At 73.2% G+C, this 14041-nt stretch carries 13 protein-coding genes; 9 read left to right on the forward strand and 4 right to left on the reverse strand.

Annotated features, from left to right (window positions below):
* Positions 1 to 6 precede the first annotated feature (6 nt).
* The 3 genes from BX283_RS29390 (at position 7) to BX283_RS29400 (ending at position 1413) form a co-directional block, all read left to right on the forward strand.
* A complete protein-coding gene (locus BX283_RS29390) occupies positions 7 to 390 on the forward strand; it encodes a helix-turn-helix domain-containing protein (RefSeq protein ID WP_067165033.1) in 384 nt (127 codons plus the stop codon).
* Between the two features lie 162 nt (positions 391 to 552).
* A complete protein-coding gene (locus BX283_RS29395; RefSeq protein ID WP_101390488.1) occupies positions 553 to 1023 on the forward strand; it encodes a Dps family protein in 471 nt (156 codons plus the stop codon).
* A gap of 174 nt (positions 1024 to 1197) precedes the next feature.
* Entirely contained in the window at positions 1198 to 1413 is a 216-nt protein-coding gene (locus BX283_RS29400) for a hypothetical protein (RefSeq protein ID WP_101392633.1), read from the forward strand.
* Here the strand turns inward: BX283_RS29400 and BX283_RS29405 are convergent.
* The 3 genes from BX283_RS29405 to BX283_RS29415 form a co-directional block, all read right to left on the reverse strand.
* The gene (locus tag BX283_RS29405) at positions 1361 to 2125 is read right to left on the reverse strand and encodes an SDR family NAD(P)-dependent oxidoreductase (protein ID WP_101390489.1); all 765 of its coding nucleotides are present in this window, start codon (positions 2123 to 2125) and stop codon (positions 1361 to 1363) included. The two genes, BX283_RS29400 and BX283_RS29405, sit on opposite strands and share 53 nt — an antisense overlap.
* 32 nt (positions 2126 to 2157) lie before the next feature.
* Positions 2158 to 2952 carry an Fpg/Nei family DNA glycosylase gene (locus tag BX283_RS29410; protein ID WP_101390490.1) on the reverse strand — a complete coding sequence of 265 codons (795 nt, stop codon included), beginning with the start codon at positions 2950 to 2952 and terminating at the stop codon, positions 2158 to 2160.
* Between the two features lie 96 nt (positions 2953 to 3048).
* The gene (locus BX283_RS29415; protein ID WP_101390491.1) at positions 3049 to 7698 is read right to left on the reverse strand and encodes an ATP-dependent helicase; all 4650 of its coding nucleotides are present in this window, start codon (positions 7696 to 7698) and stop codon (positions 3049 to 3051) included.
* Between the two features lie 56 nt (positions 7699 to 7754).
* Between BX283_RS29415 and BX283_RS29420 the strand changes: the two genes are divergently transcribed.
* From BX283_RS29420 to BX283_RS29430, 3 genes are read left to right on the forward strand one after another with little or no spacing between them, the layout of a single operon-like run.
* Entirely contained in the window at positions 7755 to 8609 is an 855-nt protein-coding gene (locus tag BX283_RS29420) for an AraC family transcriptional regulator (protein ID WP_101390492.1), read from the forward strand.
* 10 nt (positions 8610 to 8619) lie between these two features.
* The gene (locus BX283_RS29425) at positions 8620 to 9474 is read left to right on the forward strand and encodes an AzlC family ABC transporter permease (protein WP_257583925.1); all 855 of its coding nucleotides are present in this window, start codon (positions 8620 to 8622) and stop codon (positions 9472 to 9474) included.
* Positions 9471 to 9779, forward strand: coding sequence for an AzlD domain-containing protein (locus BX283_RS29430; RefSeq protein WP_101390493.1), 309 nt, complete (start codon positions 9471 to 9473; stop codon positions 9777 to 9779). Before BX283_RS29425 ends, BX283_RS29430 begins: the two co-directional genes overlap by 4 nt.
* Before the next feature lie 168 nt (positions 9780 to 9947).
* On the opposite strand, the gene BX283_RS29435 is transcribed toward BX283_RS29430, so the two are convergent.
* Complete coding sequence (locus BX283_RS29435) at positions 9948 to 10889, reverse strand: hypothetical protein (RefSeq protein WP_101390494.1); 942 nt, start codon at positions 10887 to 10889, stop codon at positions 9948 to 9950.
* Between the two features lie 79 nt (positions 10890 to 10968).
* On the opposite strand from BX283_RS29435, the gene BX283_RS29440 reads away from it, so the two are divergent.
* The 3 genes from BX283_RS29440 to recA all read left to right on the forward strand — a co-directional run bounded on the left by BX283_RS29440 (position 10969) and on the right by recA (position 14039).
* Entirely contained in the window at positions 10969 to 11163 is a 195-nt protein-coding gene (locus BX283_RS29440) for a DUF3046 domain-containing protein (RefSeq protein ID WP_101390495.1), read from the forward strand.
* 373 nt (positions 11164 to 11536) lie between these two features.
* Positions 11537 to 12688: an AI-2E family transporter gene (locus tag BX283_RS29445; RefSeq protein WP_101392635.1), complete on the forward strand. Its 1152-nt coding sequence runs from the start codon at positions 11537 to 11539 to the stop codon at positions 12686 to 12688.
* Between the two features lie 229 nt (positions 12689 to 12917).
* The gene (gene recA, locus BX283_RS29450; protein WP_067165057.1) at positions 12918 to 14039 is read left to right on the forward strand and encodes a recombinase RecA; all 1122 of its coding nucleotides are present in this window, start codon (positions 12918 to 12920) and stop codon (positions 14037 to 14039) included.
* Positions 14040 to 14041 lie beyond the last annotated feature (2 nt).

Genomic DNA, 14041 nt, shown 5'->3' on the forward strand with positions numbered 1-14041 from the left:
CCACCGATGATTCTGCTCCGTCGCCTGCTGGGTGACGTGCTGCGTCGGCAGCGCCAGCGCCAGGGCCGTACTCTGCGCGAAGTCTCCTCGTCCGCCCGAGTCTCACTCGGCTATCTCTCCGAGGTGGAGCGGGGGCAGAAGGAGGCTTCCTCCGAGCTGCTCTCCGCGATCTGCGACGCGCTTGACGTACGGATGTCCGAGCTCATGCGGGAAGTGAGCGACGAGCTGGCACTTGCCGAGCTCGCTGCCTCGGCGGCGGCGAGCGACCCGGTGCCTGCACCGGTACGTCCGATGCTCAATTCGATCTCCGTGACGTCGGTGACCGGTGTCCCGACCGAGCGAGTGACGATCAAGGCGCCCGCGGAAGCGGTGGACGTCGTCGCGGCCTGACGCTGTCGGGCTCTGTCTGTGAGTGGCCCCGGCCGGTCTGTTGACCGGCCGGGGTTTCTCTTTTCCCCGAATGCCCCATTTATGGCTTCCGTGTAAAGGTGGGGGGAGTGCGAGCGGGGAGATTCCGCGCGCACGAAGGCGCATACGGAACGGAGTGCATGCATGTCTGTCGTGAAGAGCTCGCTGTCCGAGGCCGACCTGAAGGTGGTGGGCGACGCGCTGCAGGGCGCGCTCGTCGACCTCGTGGATCTGTCGCTGGTCGCCAAGCAGGTGCACTGGAACGTCGTCGGGCCGCGTTTCCGGTCCGTCCACCTCCAGCTCGACGAGGTGGTCGACACGGCCAGGCTGCACTCCGACACGGTGGCCGAGCGGGCCGCGGCGCTCGGCGTCACCCCGGACGGCCGGGCGGCGACCGTGGCGTCGACCAGCGCGATCGGCAAGGTGCCCACCGGCTGGATCAAGGACGGTGACGCGGTACGGATCCTGGTCGACGCACTGGGCGCGGTGATCGCCCGGATGCGTGAGCGGATCGAGGCGACCGGCGACCCGGACCCGATCAGCCAGGACGTACTCATCGGGCTGACCGCGGACCTGGAGAAGCACGCGTGGATGTTCCAGGCGGAGACGGCCTGAGTCCGGGGCCTGGCGGCCTGAAGGCCTGAAGGCCTGGAGCGGGTGTGAGGCGGGGCGGGGCGGCGGTGTGAGGCGGGGCGCGTGGGGCTGTATGCGCGCCCGGACTGCGTCCGGTGCGCCCTCCCGGTGAACGAGGGGGCGGTCTAGCGTCGGCCCGAGGAGGCGGCCATGGCAGTGGCGGTGCGTTGGGTGCCGGCGCTCGTGGTGGGGGCGCTGTGGTGGTGGGCGGTGCTGCGCCTGCTGACGGCACCCGGCGAGGCCGGAGTCCTCGAAGGCGCGGTGGCCGCGGGCGGCTGGGGCCTGAGCCTGCTGCCGGTGCACGTCGCCAGCCCCGCGGTCACCACGGCATCGCGACGCCGCCGTTCGGACGCAGGATCTGGCCCGTCGTGAACGACGACGCGTCCGAGGCGAGGTGGAGCACGGTGTGTGCGATGTCCTCGGGCTCGCCGACCCGTCCGAGCGGGGAGAGCCGGACCATCGTCGACTCGATCTGCCGCTGGTGCTCGGCCGAGTGCCGCTCGGTCATCGGCGTACGCACCCAGCCCGGGGCGACGGCGTTGACACGGATGGAGTGCGGGCCGAGCTCGGTGGCGAGGGTCTTGGTGAGCTGGACGACGGCTGCCTTGGAGACGCTGTAGCAGAACAGGCCGGGCCCGGCGGAGTCCACGGCTCCGGACGCCATGGTGATGATGCTGCCCGCCGTACCGTTCTCGATCATGACGCGGGCCACCTCCTGGCAGGAGTGCAGTACGCCCTTGAAGTTGACCGCGAGAACGCGGTCGAGGTCGGCGTCATCGGTGTCGAGTACCGCGCTGGAGTGCATGATCCCGGCGATGGCGGCCAGGACGTCGACCCGGCCCGCGCCGCGCACGGCCGCGCGCAGCGCCGTGCGATCGGTCACGTCGAGCACATGGGTGTACGCGGTGCCCCCGGCCTTGGCGATCAGCTCGCGGGTGCCCCGGAGGCCCTGCTCGTCGAGGTCCGCGCAGTGCACGACCGCGCCCGCCTCGGCGAGCAGGACGGCACTGGCCCGCCCGATACCGCCGGCGGCGCCGGTCACGAAGGCGGTGCGATCGGTGAGGTCGTACGCCGAGAGGGGCATGCGGGGACGGTACGGGTAGATCTGACGGAGCGTCAACTGCCTTGGCTTGTGGATCGGTTGTCCGCCGGAGGGTTGGGCTGGCAGCGGGGGCACCAGTAGGTGGGGCGCTCGCTGTCGGCGGGGTCGCGCAGGGTGGTCGAGCGCAGCGCCGCACCGCAGCGGGGGCAGGGCTGTCCGCTGCGCCCGTACACGTACACCTTCCGGGAGGTGCGCTCGCGATTCGCCTCCAGCAGCTTCTTGGCGGCCATGACGACCCGCGCGGGGTCGGTGAGCTCGCCCACCGGCAGCCACGGCACGGCCCGGACGGCGAAGCAGATCTCCGACTTGTAGACGTTGCCGACCCCGGCCAGATTGCGCTGGTCGAGCAGCGCCTCGCCGAGCGGCCGGGCCGGGTCCTGGAGCAGGTTGCGCAGGGCCAGCTCGGGATCCCAGTCCGGGCCGAGCAGATCGGGGCCGAGGTGGCCGACGACGCGGTGTTCGTCGCGGGTGCGGAGCAGGTCGAGGACGGCCAGCCGGTACCCGACGGCCGTCCGGTCCGCCGTGCCCAGGATCGCCCGGATCTGGTCGCTCCGGCCGCCCCGCCAGCGCTCCCCGGGCGCGAACACCCGCCAGGACCCTTCCATCCGCAGATGCGAGTGGAGGGTGAGGCCGCCCTCGATCCGGGTGAGCAGATGCTTTCCGCGCGGGGTGACGTCCAGCACGGTCCGCCCGGTCAGATCGACGGTCGCGAGCCGGGGCACGCGCAGGTCGGACCTGATCAGCTCGCATCCACCGAGCGCGTCATCGAGCCGCCGGGCGGCCTGCCAGACGGTGTCTCCTTCGGGCATGGGGTCATTGTGCAGGGTTGGGGGGTCCGGGGTGGGGCGCCGCCAGGGGTGCGGGGGTGGGGCGAGTGTGGGGCGAGGGGGCTGGTCGCGCTGGATTCAGGGCCGCAGTCGCAACCCCCTCGGCGTGGGGACGAACCCCGCCCCCTCCAGTGCCCGCGCCAGCGGCGCCGTGAGCGCGGCCTCGCCATTGACCCGCTCCACGGTCACCGTCCCCAGCCGCCCGGCCCGCGCCGCCCCCGCCAGCGCCTCCACCGCCGCCAGCAGCGCCGGATCCTCGGGCTCGGACGGCCAGACCAGCAGGGACTTGCCACCGCGCTCCATGTAGAGCGCGAGCTCGCCGTCGACCAGGACGACCATCGACCCGGCCTTGCGGCCCGGCTTGTGCCCGGCCCCGGCCGGCGGCTCGGGCCAGGCAAGCGCCGCCCCGTAGGCGTTGGCGGGATCGGCGGCCGCCAGCACCACACCACGGGGCGCGGGCCGCGCCTCCGCACGGTCGCGCGCGGTGGCCGCCGCCCGCAGCCGGTCCACCGCCCCGTCCATCGCGAACTGGGCCGCGCCCAGCCCCTCCACGACATAGCCGCGCCGCGCCTGGCCGCTGTCCTCGAACGCCGCCAGGATCCGGTACGTCGCCGAGAAGCCGCCCTCGACCCCCTCGGCCGCGACCGCGCCCCGGGTGACCACGCCGTGGCGGTCGAGGAGCGTCCGGGCCAGGGCGTGCGCCCGGTGAGTGGGGTCAGGCTCGCGGGCGGGCAGCAGCGACCAGCGCCCCGACACCGTCGGCGGCCCGGTGCGCGAGGCGGGCCGCGCCGCCGCCGTCAGCGTCCCGTAACGCCCGCGCGGGACGGTCCGCTTCGCTCGGTGCGCCGTGGACCCGGCGGTGCGGCCCGACCCCAGCAGCGCCCGCAGCGGCGCGAGCGTGTCGTTGGTGAGCCGCCCCGACCACGCCAGGTCCCATACGGCGTCGGCCAGTTGGGGGTCGGTGGCCTCCGGGTGGGTGGTGGAGCGGACCTGGTCGGCGATCTGGCGGAAGAACAGCCCGTAGCCGGGGGCGAGCGCCGTCAGCACCGACTCGTGCAGCGCGGTGAGCTCCAGCGGGTGCGGCGGGGGCAGCAGCAGGGGCGCCGCGTCCGCGAGGAACAGGGACACCCAGCCGTCCTTGCCCGGCAGCGCGCCCGCCCCCGCCCACAGGACCTCGCCGGTGGTGGTGAGCTCGTCGAGCATCCCCGGCCCGTAGTCGGAGACCCGGGACGGCAGGACCAGCTTCTCCAGGGCGGACGCGGGCACGGCGGCGCCCTGCAACTGCTCGACGGCCCGGGCCAGCCCGTCGATGCCGCGCAGGCTGTTGCTCCCCAGGTGCTGCCACTGCGGCAGGAAGGTGGCGAGCGCCGCCGGCGGCACCGGTTCCAGCTCGTGGCGCAGCGCGGCCAGGGAGCGGCGGCGCAGCCTGCGCAGCACCGTCGCGTCGCACCACTCCTGCCCGAGCCCCGCCGGATGGAACTCGCCCTGCACCACCCGCCCGCTCGCCGCCAGCCGCTGCAGCGCGCCGTCGGTGACGGCCGTGCCGAGGCCGAACCGGGCCGCCGCCGTGGCCGAGGTGAACGGCCCGTGCGTGCGCGCGTACCGCGACAGGAGGTCGCCGAGCGGGTCCTTGACCGGCTCCGTGAACGCCTCGGGCACCCCCACCGGCAGCGCCGTGCCCAGCGCGTCGCGCAGCCGCCCCGCGTCCTCGATCGCCGCCCAGTGCTCGGCGCCGCCGATCCGCACCCGGATGGCGCGGCGGGCGGCCGCGAGCTCCTGCGGCCACCCCGGGTCGGCGCCGCGCGCGACCAGCTCGTCGCCGGTCAGCGGCCCCAGCACCCGCAGCAGATCGGCGACGCCCTCCACGTCCTTGATCTGGCGGTCCTCGGTGAGCCACTGGAGCTCCTGCTCCAGCTCGGTCAGGACGTCCGCGTCCAGGAGCTCGCGCAACTCGGCCTGGCCCAGCAGCTCGGCCAGGAGGCGGGAGTCGAGCGAGAGGGCCGCGGCCCGCCGCTCGGCCAGCGGCGAGTCGCCCTCGTAGAGGAACTGGGCCACGTAGCCGAAGAGCAGCGAGCGCGCGAAGGGTGACGGCTCGGGCGTGGTCACCTCGACCAGCCGGACCCGGCGCGCCTCCAGGTCGCCCATCAGCTCGGTCAGCCCCGGCACGTCGAAGACGTCCTGGAGGCATTCGCGGACGGCCTCCAGGACGATCGGGAACGAGCCGAACTCGCTCGCGACCTGGAGCAGTTGGGCCGCGCGCTGGCGCTGCTGCCACAGCGGGGTGCGCTTGCCGGGGTTGCGCCGGGGCAGCAGCAACGCGCGCGCGGCGCACTCCCGGAAGCGGGCGGCGAACAGCGCCGAGCCGCCCACCTGGTCGGTGACGATCTGCTCGATCTCACCCTTGTCGAAGACCGCGTCCGCCGCCCCGATGGGGGCCTGCTCGCTGTCGTATGTCGAGTCCAGGTGGCCCGGGTCCTGGTCGAGGAGGTCGAAGCCCATCAGGTCGGCGTCGGGCAGCCGCAGCACGATGCCGTCGTCCGCGTGCATGACCTGGGCGTCCATCCCGTACCGCTCGGCCAGACGGGCGCCGAGCGCCAGTGCCCACGGCGCGTGCACCTGGGCCCCGAAGGGGGAGTGGATGACGACCCGCCAGTCGCCCAGCTCGTCGCGGAACCGCTCGACGAGGATGGTGCGGTCGTCGGGCACGTGGCCGCACGCGCGGCGCTGCTCGTCGAGGTAGGCCACCACGTTGTCGGCCGCCCAGGCGTCCAGGCCCGCGCTCAGCAGCCGCAGCCGCGCGTCCTCGGCGCTGAGCGAGCCGACCTCGCGCAGGAACGCGCCGAGGGCGCGCCCCAGTTCGAGCGGGCGGCCCAGCTGGTCGCCCTTCCAGAACGGCAGCCTTCCCGGGACACCGGGGGCGGGGGAGACCAGCACGCGGTCGCGGGTGATGTCCTCGATGCGCCAGGACGTGGTGCCCAGCGTGAACACATCGCCGACGCGCGACTCGTAGACCATCTCCTCATCGAGCTCGCCGACCCGGCCGCCGCCCTTCTTGGGGTCGGAGCCCGCCAGGAAGACGCCGAACAGGCCACGGTCCGGGATGGTGCCGCCGGATGTCACCGCGAGGCGCTGGGCGCCGGGGCGGCCCGTCACCGTACCGGCCACGCGGTCCCACACCACGCGCGGGCGCAGCTCCGCGAAGGCGTCGGACGGATAGCGGCCCGCCAGCATGTCCAGGACGGCCGTGAACGCCGACTCCGGCAGCGCCGCGAACGGCGCCGCCCGGCGCACCAGCGCCAGCAGATCGTCCGCCTGCCAGCTGTCCAGGGCCGTCATGGCGACCAACTGCTGTGCCAGCACGTCCAGCGGATTGGACGGGATCCGCAGCGACTCGATGGCTCCCGAACGCATCCGCTCGGTGACCACCGCCGACTGGACCAGATCGCCCCGGTACTTCGGGAAGACCACGCCCGTGGAGACCGCGCCCACCTGGTGTCCGGCGCGGCCCACCCGCTGCAGGCCCGAGGCGACCGAGGGCGGCGACTCGACCTGCACCACCAGGTCCACCGCGCCCATGTCGATGCCCAGTTCAAGACTGGAGGTGGCGACGACGGCGGGCAGCCGGCCCGCCTTCAGGTCCTCCTCGACCAGGGCGCGCTGCTCCTTGGAGACCGAGCCGTGATGGGCGCGCGCGAGGACGGGCGGCGCCCCCTTGGCCGCCCCCGACTGGGCCATGACCTCGGCCGGGGAGTGCGCCTCCGCCAACGGCATGGCGCTCTCGCCCGCCTCCAGCGCGGCCGCCGTGGCACGCTCGTACGCGATCTCGTTGAGCCGGTTGCACAGCCGCTCGGCGAGACGGCGGGAGTTGGCGAAGACGATCGTCGAGCGGTGCGCCTGGACCAGGTCGACGATGCGCTCCTCGACGTGCGGCCAGATCGACGGCTTCTCCGCGCCCTCGGCCGCGTCGGCCGCCGGCGAGCCGCCCAGCTCCCCGAGATCCTCCACGGGAACGACCACCGACAGGTCGAACTCCTTGGTGGAGCGCGGCTGGACGATCTCCACCTTGCGCTGCGGCGACAGGAAGCGCGCCACCTCGTCCACCGGACGCACCGTCGCCGACAGGCCGATCCGGCGCGCGGGCCTGGCCAGCAGCTCGTCCAACCGCTCCAGGGACAGGGCGAGATGGGCTCCGCGCTTGGTGCCCGCCACCGCGTGCACCTCGTCCAGGATCACCGTCTCGACTCCCGCCAGCGCCTCGCGCGCGGACGACGTGAGCATCAGGAACAGCGACTCGGGCGTGGTGATCAGAATGTCCGGAGGCCGGGTCGACATGGCACGCCGCTCGGCGGGCGGAGTGTCACCGGAACGGATCCCGACCCGCACCTCCGGCTCCGGCAGCCCCAGACGCACCGACTCCTGGCGGATGCCCGTGAGCGGGGAGCGCAGATTCCGCTCGACGTCGACCGCCAGCGCCTTCAGCGGCGACACGTACAGCACCCGGCAGCGCTTCTTCGCCTCGGCGGGCGGCGGGGCGGCGGCCAGCCCGTCCAGAGCGGCCAGGAACGCGGCGAGGGTCTTGCCCGAGCCGGTCGGCGCGACCACCAGGACGTCCGAACCCTCGGAGATCGCCCGCCAGGCGCCCTCCTGCGCGGCGGTGGGCGCGGTGAAGGCCCCCGTGAACCAGCCCCTGGTCGCGGGAGAGAAGGAATCCAGCGCTGTCCTTGCCATGGTCCCCATCGTGCACCCACCCACTGACAATGGCCCGGAGCTGCGAGAATGCGGATATGAACGCGGCCGAGGAGTGGGCACGGCACTGGCGGTACCCGGGACTGCCGGGCCTCGAACTGCTCCACGCCCGCTACGTCAGCCACTCCTTCTCCCGCCACAGCCACGAGGGCTTCGTCTTCGGCGCGGTACGCGGCGGCATCGAGGACGTCGTCCTGCCCGGCGAGACCGTACGGGCGCGGCCCGGCACCGTCGTCATGATCAATCCCGAGGTGCCGCACGCCGCCCACGCCGGAGTCCCCGAGGGCTGGACGTACGCCACGCTCTACCCCTCCTCGCAGCTCATCGCCGACATCGCCGCCGAGGTCACCACCCTGCGCGGCACCGCGGGCTTCGCCGAGACCATCGTCGAGGACCCGGACACCGCCCTGCTCATCCAGGAGGTGCACCGGGCGGCCGAGCAGGGCAACGCGCTCGCCGCCGACACCGTGTTCCGCGTCGCCGTCGCCCGCCTGCTGCGCCGCCACGGACAGTCCCTGCCCGCGCGCACCACCGGCTCGGCCGGCGCCCGCACGGCGGCCGCCGCACGCGCCCTCCTGAAGGAGCGGCTGGTGGACCCGCCGTCCCTGGAACAGCTCGCCCACGACCTCGGGACCAGCCCGTTCGCGCTGCTGCGGGCCTTCAAGGGCGCGTACGGGCTGCCCCCGCACACCTGGCTCACCGGCGAACGCATCCGCCGGGCCCGGCTGCTCCTGGAGGCCGGGACCGCGCCCGCGGAGGCCGCCGTGGCCGTCGGCTTCACCGACCAGCCGCACCTCAACCGCCACTTCACTCGCATCGTGGGAGTGACGCCCGGCGTATACCGCAGGGAGCGCGCAAGAACGTACAAGAACGCGGGAGCCCCGCCCCCGTAACGTCCCGGACGTGGCAGCAGAACAGTCAGCACCCCCAGAAATACGCCCTGAGAGCGGAGCCGCAGCAAGCTCCCCCCTCAGCGGCACCGAGCCGGACCCGACCCTCCCGGACGAGCGCAAGCCGGACTCCGCCGTCGTCAGGGACGCCCTCGGCGTCGGCGTGGCCGTCGGGCTCTCGGGCTTCGCCTTCGGAGTGACCTCGGCGGGATCGGGGCTCACCCTCCTCCAGACCTGCGCGCTCAGCCTCCTCGTCTTCACCGGCGCCTCGCAGTTCGCCCTGGTGGGCGCGCTCGCCGCGGGCGGCAACCCGTTCACGGCGGCGGCCGGAGCCTTCTTCCTGGGCGTACGCAACGCCTTCTACGGGCTACGCCTGTCGCAGCTGCTCGCACTCCCGCGCGCGGTGCGGCCGTTCGCCGCCCAGTGGGTGATCGACGAGACGACCGTCGTGACCCTCGCCCAGCCCACCCGCCGGGCCGCGCGGATCGGCTTCACCGTCACCGGACTCACGCTCTACGTGCTGTGGAACCTGACGACCCTGGCCGGAGCCGCCGGCGCGGAGGCCATCGGCGACACCGACGCGTGGGGACTGGACGCGGCGAGCCCCGCCGTTTTCCTGGCGCTGCTCGCGCCGATGCTCACCACCGCCACGGAACGGATCACCGCCGGGGTCGCGGTCCTGCTGGCCCTGGGCTTCCTGCCGGTGCTGCCGGCCGGGGCGCCGGTCCTGCTGGCCGCGCTCGCCGCACCCCTCGTGCTGTTCCTCAAGGGCCGCGCGGACGCCGCCAAGGGCCGCGAGAACACCATGAAGGGCCGGACCCAGTCCGTACCGGCCGACGGGAACTCCGGGAAGGGAGCGGGGCGTTGAACGTCTGGATCGCCATCGCCGCCACCGCCGTCGGCTGCTACCTGGTCAAGCTCCTCGGCCTCCTGGTCCCCGCCGGGGCCCTGGAGCGGCCCCTGGTGCGACGGCTCGCCGCGCTGCTGCCGGTCGCACTGCTGGCCGCCCTCACCGCCCAGCAGACCTTCAGCAGCGGCCAGCACCTGGTGCTGGACGCCCGAGGCGCAGGCCTCGCGGCGGCAGCCGTCGCCCTGATGCTGCGCGCCCCCTTCCTGGTGATCGTCGCCGCCGCCGTACTGGTGACGGCGGGAGTACGGGCCATGGGCGGCTGAGCGCCGCCTGGCAGCGCCTACGGAGGGCATCCGCCTGCCCCCGTACGGGAAAGGCGGTCCACCCTCCTCACAGGGAAGCTGCAACAGGAAGGCGGACCGCCTTTCCCGTACGGGACAGCGGAAGGCCCACCCCACGGGACGGACGCTCCGCTGTCGGGGCGCCCGGCGTCAGTCGAGCGCGCGGCCGTACGCCCGCAGGGTCCGCAGTGCCTCGATCGTCACGATGGGCCGCCACTCCAGAGCGGTGCCCGGCGCCCACTCGCGCCAGTGGATGGGCCAGCCGCCGTCCTCCCGCTGCTCGGCCGCGAGGTGGTCCAGCGAGCGCGCCATCTCCTCGTCCGTGAACCAGCGGCGGGCCAGCGACTCCGGCACGCGCGCGTAGTCGTGCGGAAAGTGGTGCTCGGCCGGGGCGTACCCGGGAGCGACCGGAAAGTCCTCGAGCCGGTCCGGATCGAGCACCGCGAGCCGCTGCTCGCGCACCAGCCGCCCGAGCCGGTCCGCCGCGGCCTCGGCCCGCGCGCGGTCCGGCACCCCGTCCAGGAAAGCGACCGCCGCCTCGATCTCGTACGGGTGCGACTTCTCCAGCGCGTCGACCGCCGCCCAGCAGAAGTCCGTCGCCCGGAAGAGCCAGGCGTGCCACACCTGGTTGCGGTGGAGCAGCCCGACCACCGGCCCCGTGGCCAGCAGCTCGCTGGGCGGGTCGTCGACGATCTGCACGAACGGCGCCACGGGATAGCCGCGCACCGACGGGTGCAGCGCGGGCAGGGCCCCCTCCTGCGTCGAGACCGCCGTCAGATAGCCGCAGATCCGCTCCGCCCGCCGACCGCTCACACGGCCCACGGAGTCCAGGACGCGCAGCGCGTGCGCGGTGTGCAGGGGCTGGCTGACGGGGCCGCGCAGATCGGGCTCCAGCGCGTGCCCGTAGCCCCCGTCGTCGTTCTGGTAGGCGGCGAGTGCGGTCTCCACCGGGTCGGCGCCGCCGCCGAGGAAGTGGTGTGCGAACCGCCGCTGCTCCAGCACGCGGGCCGTCAGCCAGACGAAGTGCTCGGCTCGGGCGAGCGGCGTGCGGGACGTGCGGACAGTCTCGGGTGATGTTCCGGATCCGGCCATGGTCCGACCGTAGGGCGCCGGGCGCCGCAGACAAGCCCGACGGCCCCGGCTGCACTCTCAGGGGCTGGATACTGGAGTCATGCGGTTGACGATTTTCTGGGAGCGGATGGCCGACCACTTCGGCGCCGGGTACGCGGACTCCTTCGCGCGCGACCATGTGATGGCCGAGCTGGGCGGTCGTACCGTGCACGAGGCGCTCGACGCGGGCTGGGAGGCCAAGGACGTCTGGCGGGCCGTGTGCACCGCCATGGACGTGCCCGCCCACAGGCGGTGACGATCCGGGGCTGAGGGCCCGCGCTGTCCGAGGCATGGGCGAGACTTGCTGCGTGGCACCGACTGACGAGAGCGACACCCAGACAGACCGCCGGGCCAGCCGCCCGGCCGGAAACGACCCCAGACCCGAGGCCGAAGGCCGCTCCGAGGCAGAGCCGCGTTCCGAGGGCGACGGCCGCCTGTCCGAGGACGGCCGCCTGTCCGAGGACGGCCGCCTGTCCGAGGACGGCCGCCTGTCCGCGACGGACGGCGGCGCCCACGCGCGCGTGGTCCCGCACGCGGCCGCGGGCGAGACCCCGGCCGCGCCCGGCGCGGCCGCGGGCGCCGGGGCCGCCGGGCCGCCACCCGTGCCCGGGACCGGCGGCGCCGTGCGCATGCCCCGGTGGCTGCCGCGCGCCATGGTGCTCGCCCTCGCCCTCTACGCCTGCTTCCAGCTCGGCAGCTGGGCCTTCCACCAGCTCATCGGGCTGCTGATCAACATCCTGATCTCGTTCTTCCTCGCCCTCGCGGTGGAGCCCGCCGTCAGCCGGATGTCCGCGCGCGGCATGCGCCGGGGCCTGGCCACCTTCATCGTCTTCTTCGCGGTGATCATCGCCTCGGCCGGGTTCATCGTGCTGCTCGGCTCGATGCTGGCGGGCCAGATCGTCGACATGGTCGAGCACTTCCCCAAGTACCTCGACTCGGTGATCAGCTGGATCAACCAGTCGTTCCACACCGACCTCTCCCGCGTCGAGGTCCAGGACAGCCTGCTCCACTCGGACTGGCTCCAGAAGTACGTGCAGAACAGCGCGAGCGGTGTCCTCGACGTCTCCGCCACCGTCCTGGGCGGCCTCTTCCGCGTACTGACGATCTTCCTCTTCTCGTTCTACTTCGCGGCCGACGGGCCCCGGCTGCGGCGCACGGTCTGCTCCATGCTGCCGCCCGCCCGCCAGGCAGAGGTGCTGCGCGCCTGGGAGATCGCGGTCGACAAGACCGGCGGCTACCTCTACTCGCGCGGCCTGATGGCGCTCATCTCCGGCGTCGCGCACTACATCCTGCTGCAGATCCTGGGCGTGCCCTACGCCCCGGTGCTCGCCGTCTGGGTGGGCCTGGTCTCCCAGTTCATCCCCACCATCGGCACGTATCTGGCGGGCGCGCTGCCGATGCTGATCGCCTTCACCGTCGATCCCTGGTACGCGGTGTGGGTCCTCGGGTTCGTCGTGATCTACCAGCAGTTCGAGAACTACATGCTCCAGCCCAAGCTCACCGCCAAGACGGTCGACATCCACCCGGCGGTCGCCTTCGGCTCGGTCATCGCGGGCACCGCGCTGATGGGCGCGGTCGGCGCGCTGATCGCGATCCCCGCCGTGGCGACGCTCCAGGCGTTCCTGGGCGCCTACGTGAAGCGCTACGACGTGACGGACGACCCGCGCGTGCACGGCAGGCGCGAGCGGACCGGAGACTCCGCCCTGGTGCGCGTACGGCGTGCGCTGAGCCGGGGCCGGACGGCGGAACCGGTCGCTCCGACGGGCGGCGACGGCGCCTGAGGCGACGGCCGGAGCCGCCCGGCCGCACCCTCGCCCGTGCCGCGTGGTGCGCTTGACACCAAAATCGAACATCCATTCAGATGGAAGCAGGGCCCTTTGTTCACTTGGGTTCCGCCGGGTTTCCGGTGGGGTTATCCACAGGCGGGAGGGACTCCGGGGCCCATTGTCAGTGGCAGGGGTTAGCGTCTTTGACGTGAAGCGATCGACTCAAGCAAACCGGGTGGAACCCATGGCAGGAACCGACCGCGAGAAGGCGCTGGACGCCGCGCTCGCACAGATTGAACGGCAATTCGGCAAGGGCGCGGTGATGCGCCTGGGCGAGCGGCCGAACGAGCCCATCGAGGTCATCCCCACCGGGTCGACCGCGCTCGACGTGGCGCTCGGCGTAGGCGGTCTGCCGCGCGGCCGCGTGGTGGAGGTCTACGGACCGGAGTCCTCCGGCAAGACGACCCTGACCCTGCACGCGGTGGCGAACGCGCAGAAGGCCGGCGGCCAGGTGGCCTTCGTGGACGCCGAGCACGCCCTGGACCCCGAGTACGCGAAGAAGCTCGGCGTCGACATCGACAACCTGATCCTGTCCCAGCCGGACAACGGCGAGCAGGCTCTGGAGATCGTCGACATGCTGGTCCGCTCCGGCGCCCTCGACCTGATCGTCATCGACTCCGTCGCCGCCCTGGTGCCGCGCGCGGAGATCGAGGGCGAGATGGGCGACTCGCACGTGGGCCTCCAGGCCCGCCTGATGAGCCAGGCGCTCCGGAAGATCACCAGTGCGCTCAACCAGTCCAAGACCACCGCGATCTTCATCAACCAGCTCCGCGAGAAGATCGGCGTGATGTTCGGCTCGCCGGAGACCACGACCGGTGGCCGCGCCCTGAAGTTCTACGCCTCGGTGCGCCTCGACATCCGCCGCATCGAGACCCTCAAGGACGGCACCGACGCGGTCGGCAACCGCACCCGCGTCAAGGTCGTCAAGAACAAGGTCGCGCCGCCCTTCAAGCAGGCCGAGTTCGACATCCTCTACGGCCAGGGCATCAGCCGCGAGGGCGGTCTGATCGACATGGGCGTCGAGCACGGCTTCGTCCGCAAGGCCGGCGCCTGGTACACGTACGAGGGCGACCAGCTCGGCCAGGGCAAGGAGAACGCCCGCAACTTCCTGAAGGACAACCCCGACCTCGCCAACGAGATCGAGAAGAAGATCAAGGAGAAGCTGGGCGTCGGCGTCCGGCCCGAGGAGCCCAAGGCCGAGCCCGGCCCGGACGCGGCCGGTGCGACCTCGGAGGCGGAGGCGGCATCCGTGCCCGCCCCGGCCACCAAGGCCAAGACGGCCAAGGCCGCCGCTGCCAAGAGCTAGAC

Source organism: Streptomyces sp. TLI_146 (assembly GCF_002846415.1).
Taxonomy (GTDB): Bacteria; Actinomycetota; Actinomycetes; order Streptomycetales; family Streptomycetaceae; genus Streptomyces.

Coding starts and splice junctions, on each gene's coding strand:
- BX283_RS29390 (WP_067165033.1), top strand. CDS start 7: ATGATTCTGCTCCGTCGCCTGCTGGGTGACGTGCTGCGTCGGCAGCGC.
- BX283_RS29395 (WP_101390488.1), top strand. CDS start 553: ATGTCTGTCGTGAAGAGCTCGCTGTCCGAGGCCGACCTGAAGGTGGTG.
- BX283_RS29405 (WP_101390489.1), bottom strand. CDS start 2,125: ATGCCCCTCTCGGCGTACGACCTCACCGATCGCACCGCCTTCGTGACC.
- BX283_RS29410 (WP_101390490.1), bottom strand. CDS start 2,952: ATGCCCGAAGGAGACACCGTCTGGCAGGCCGCCCGGCGGCTCGATGAC.
- BX283_RS29415 (WP_101390491.1), bottom strand. CDS start 7,698: ATGGCAAGGACAGCGCTGGATTCCTTCTCTCCCGCGACCAGGGGCTGG.
- BX283_RS29420 (WP_101390492.1), top strand. CDS start 7,755: ATGAACGCGGCCGAGGAGTGGGCACGGCACTGGCGGTACCCGGGACTG.
- BX283_RS29435 (WP_101390494.1), bottom strand. CDS start 10,889: ATGGCCGGATCCGGAACATCACCCGAGACTGTCCGCACGTCCCGCACG.
- BX283_RS29440 (WP_101390495.1), top strand. CDS start 10,969: ATGCGGTTGACGATTTTCTGGGAGCGGATGGCCGACCACTTCGGCGCC.
- BX283_RS29445 (WP_101392635.1), top strand. CDS start 11,537: ATGCCCCGGTGGCTGCCGCGCGCCATGGTGCTCGCCCTCGCCCTCTAC.
- recA (WP_067165057.1), top strand. CDS start 12,918: ATGGCAGGAACCGACCGCGAGAAGGCGCTGGACGCCGCGCTCGCACAG.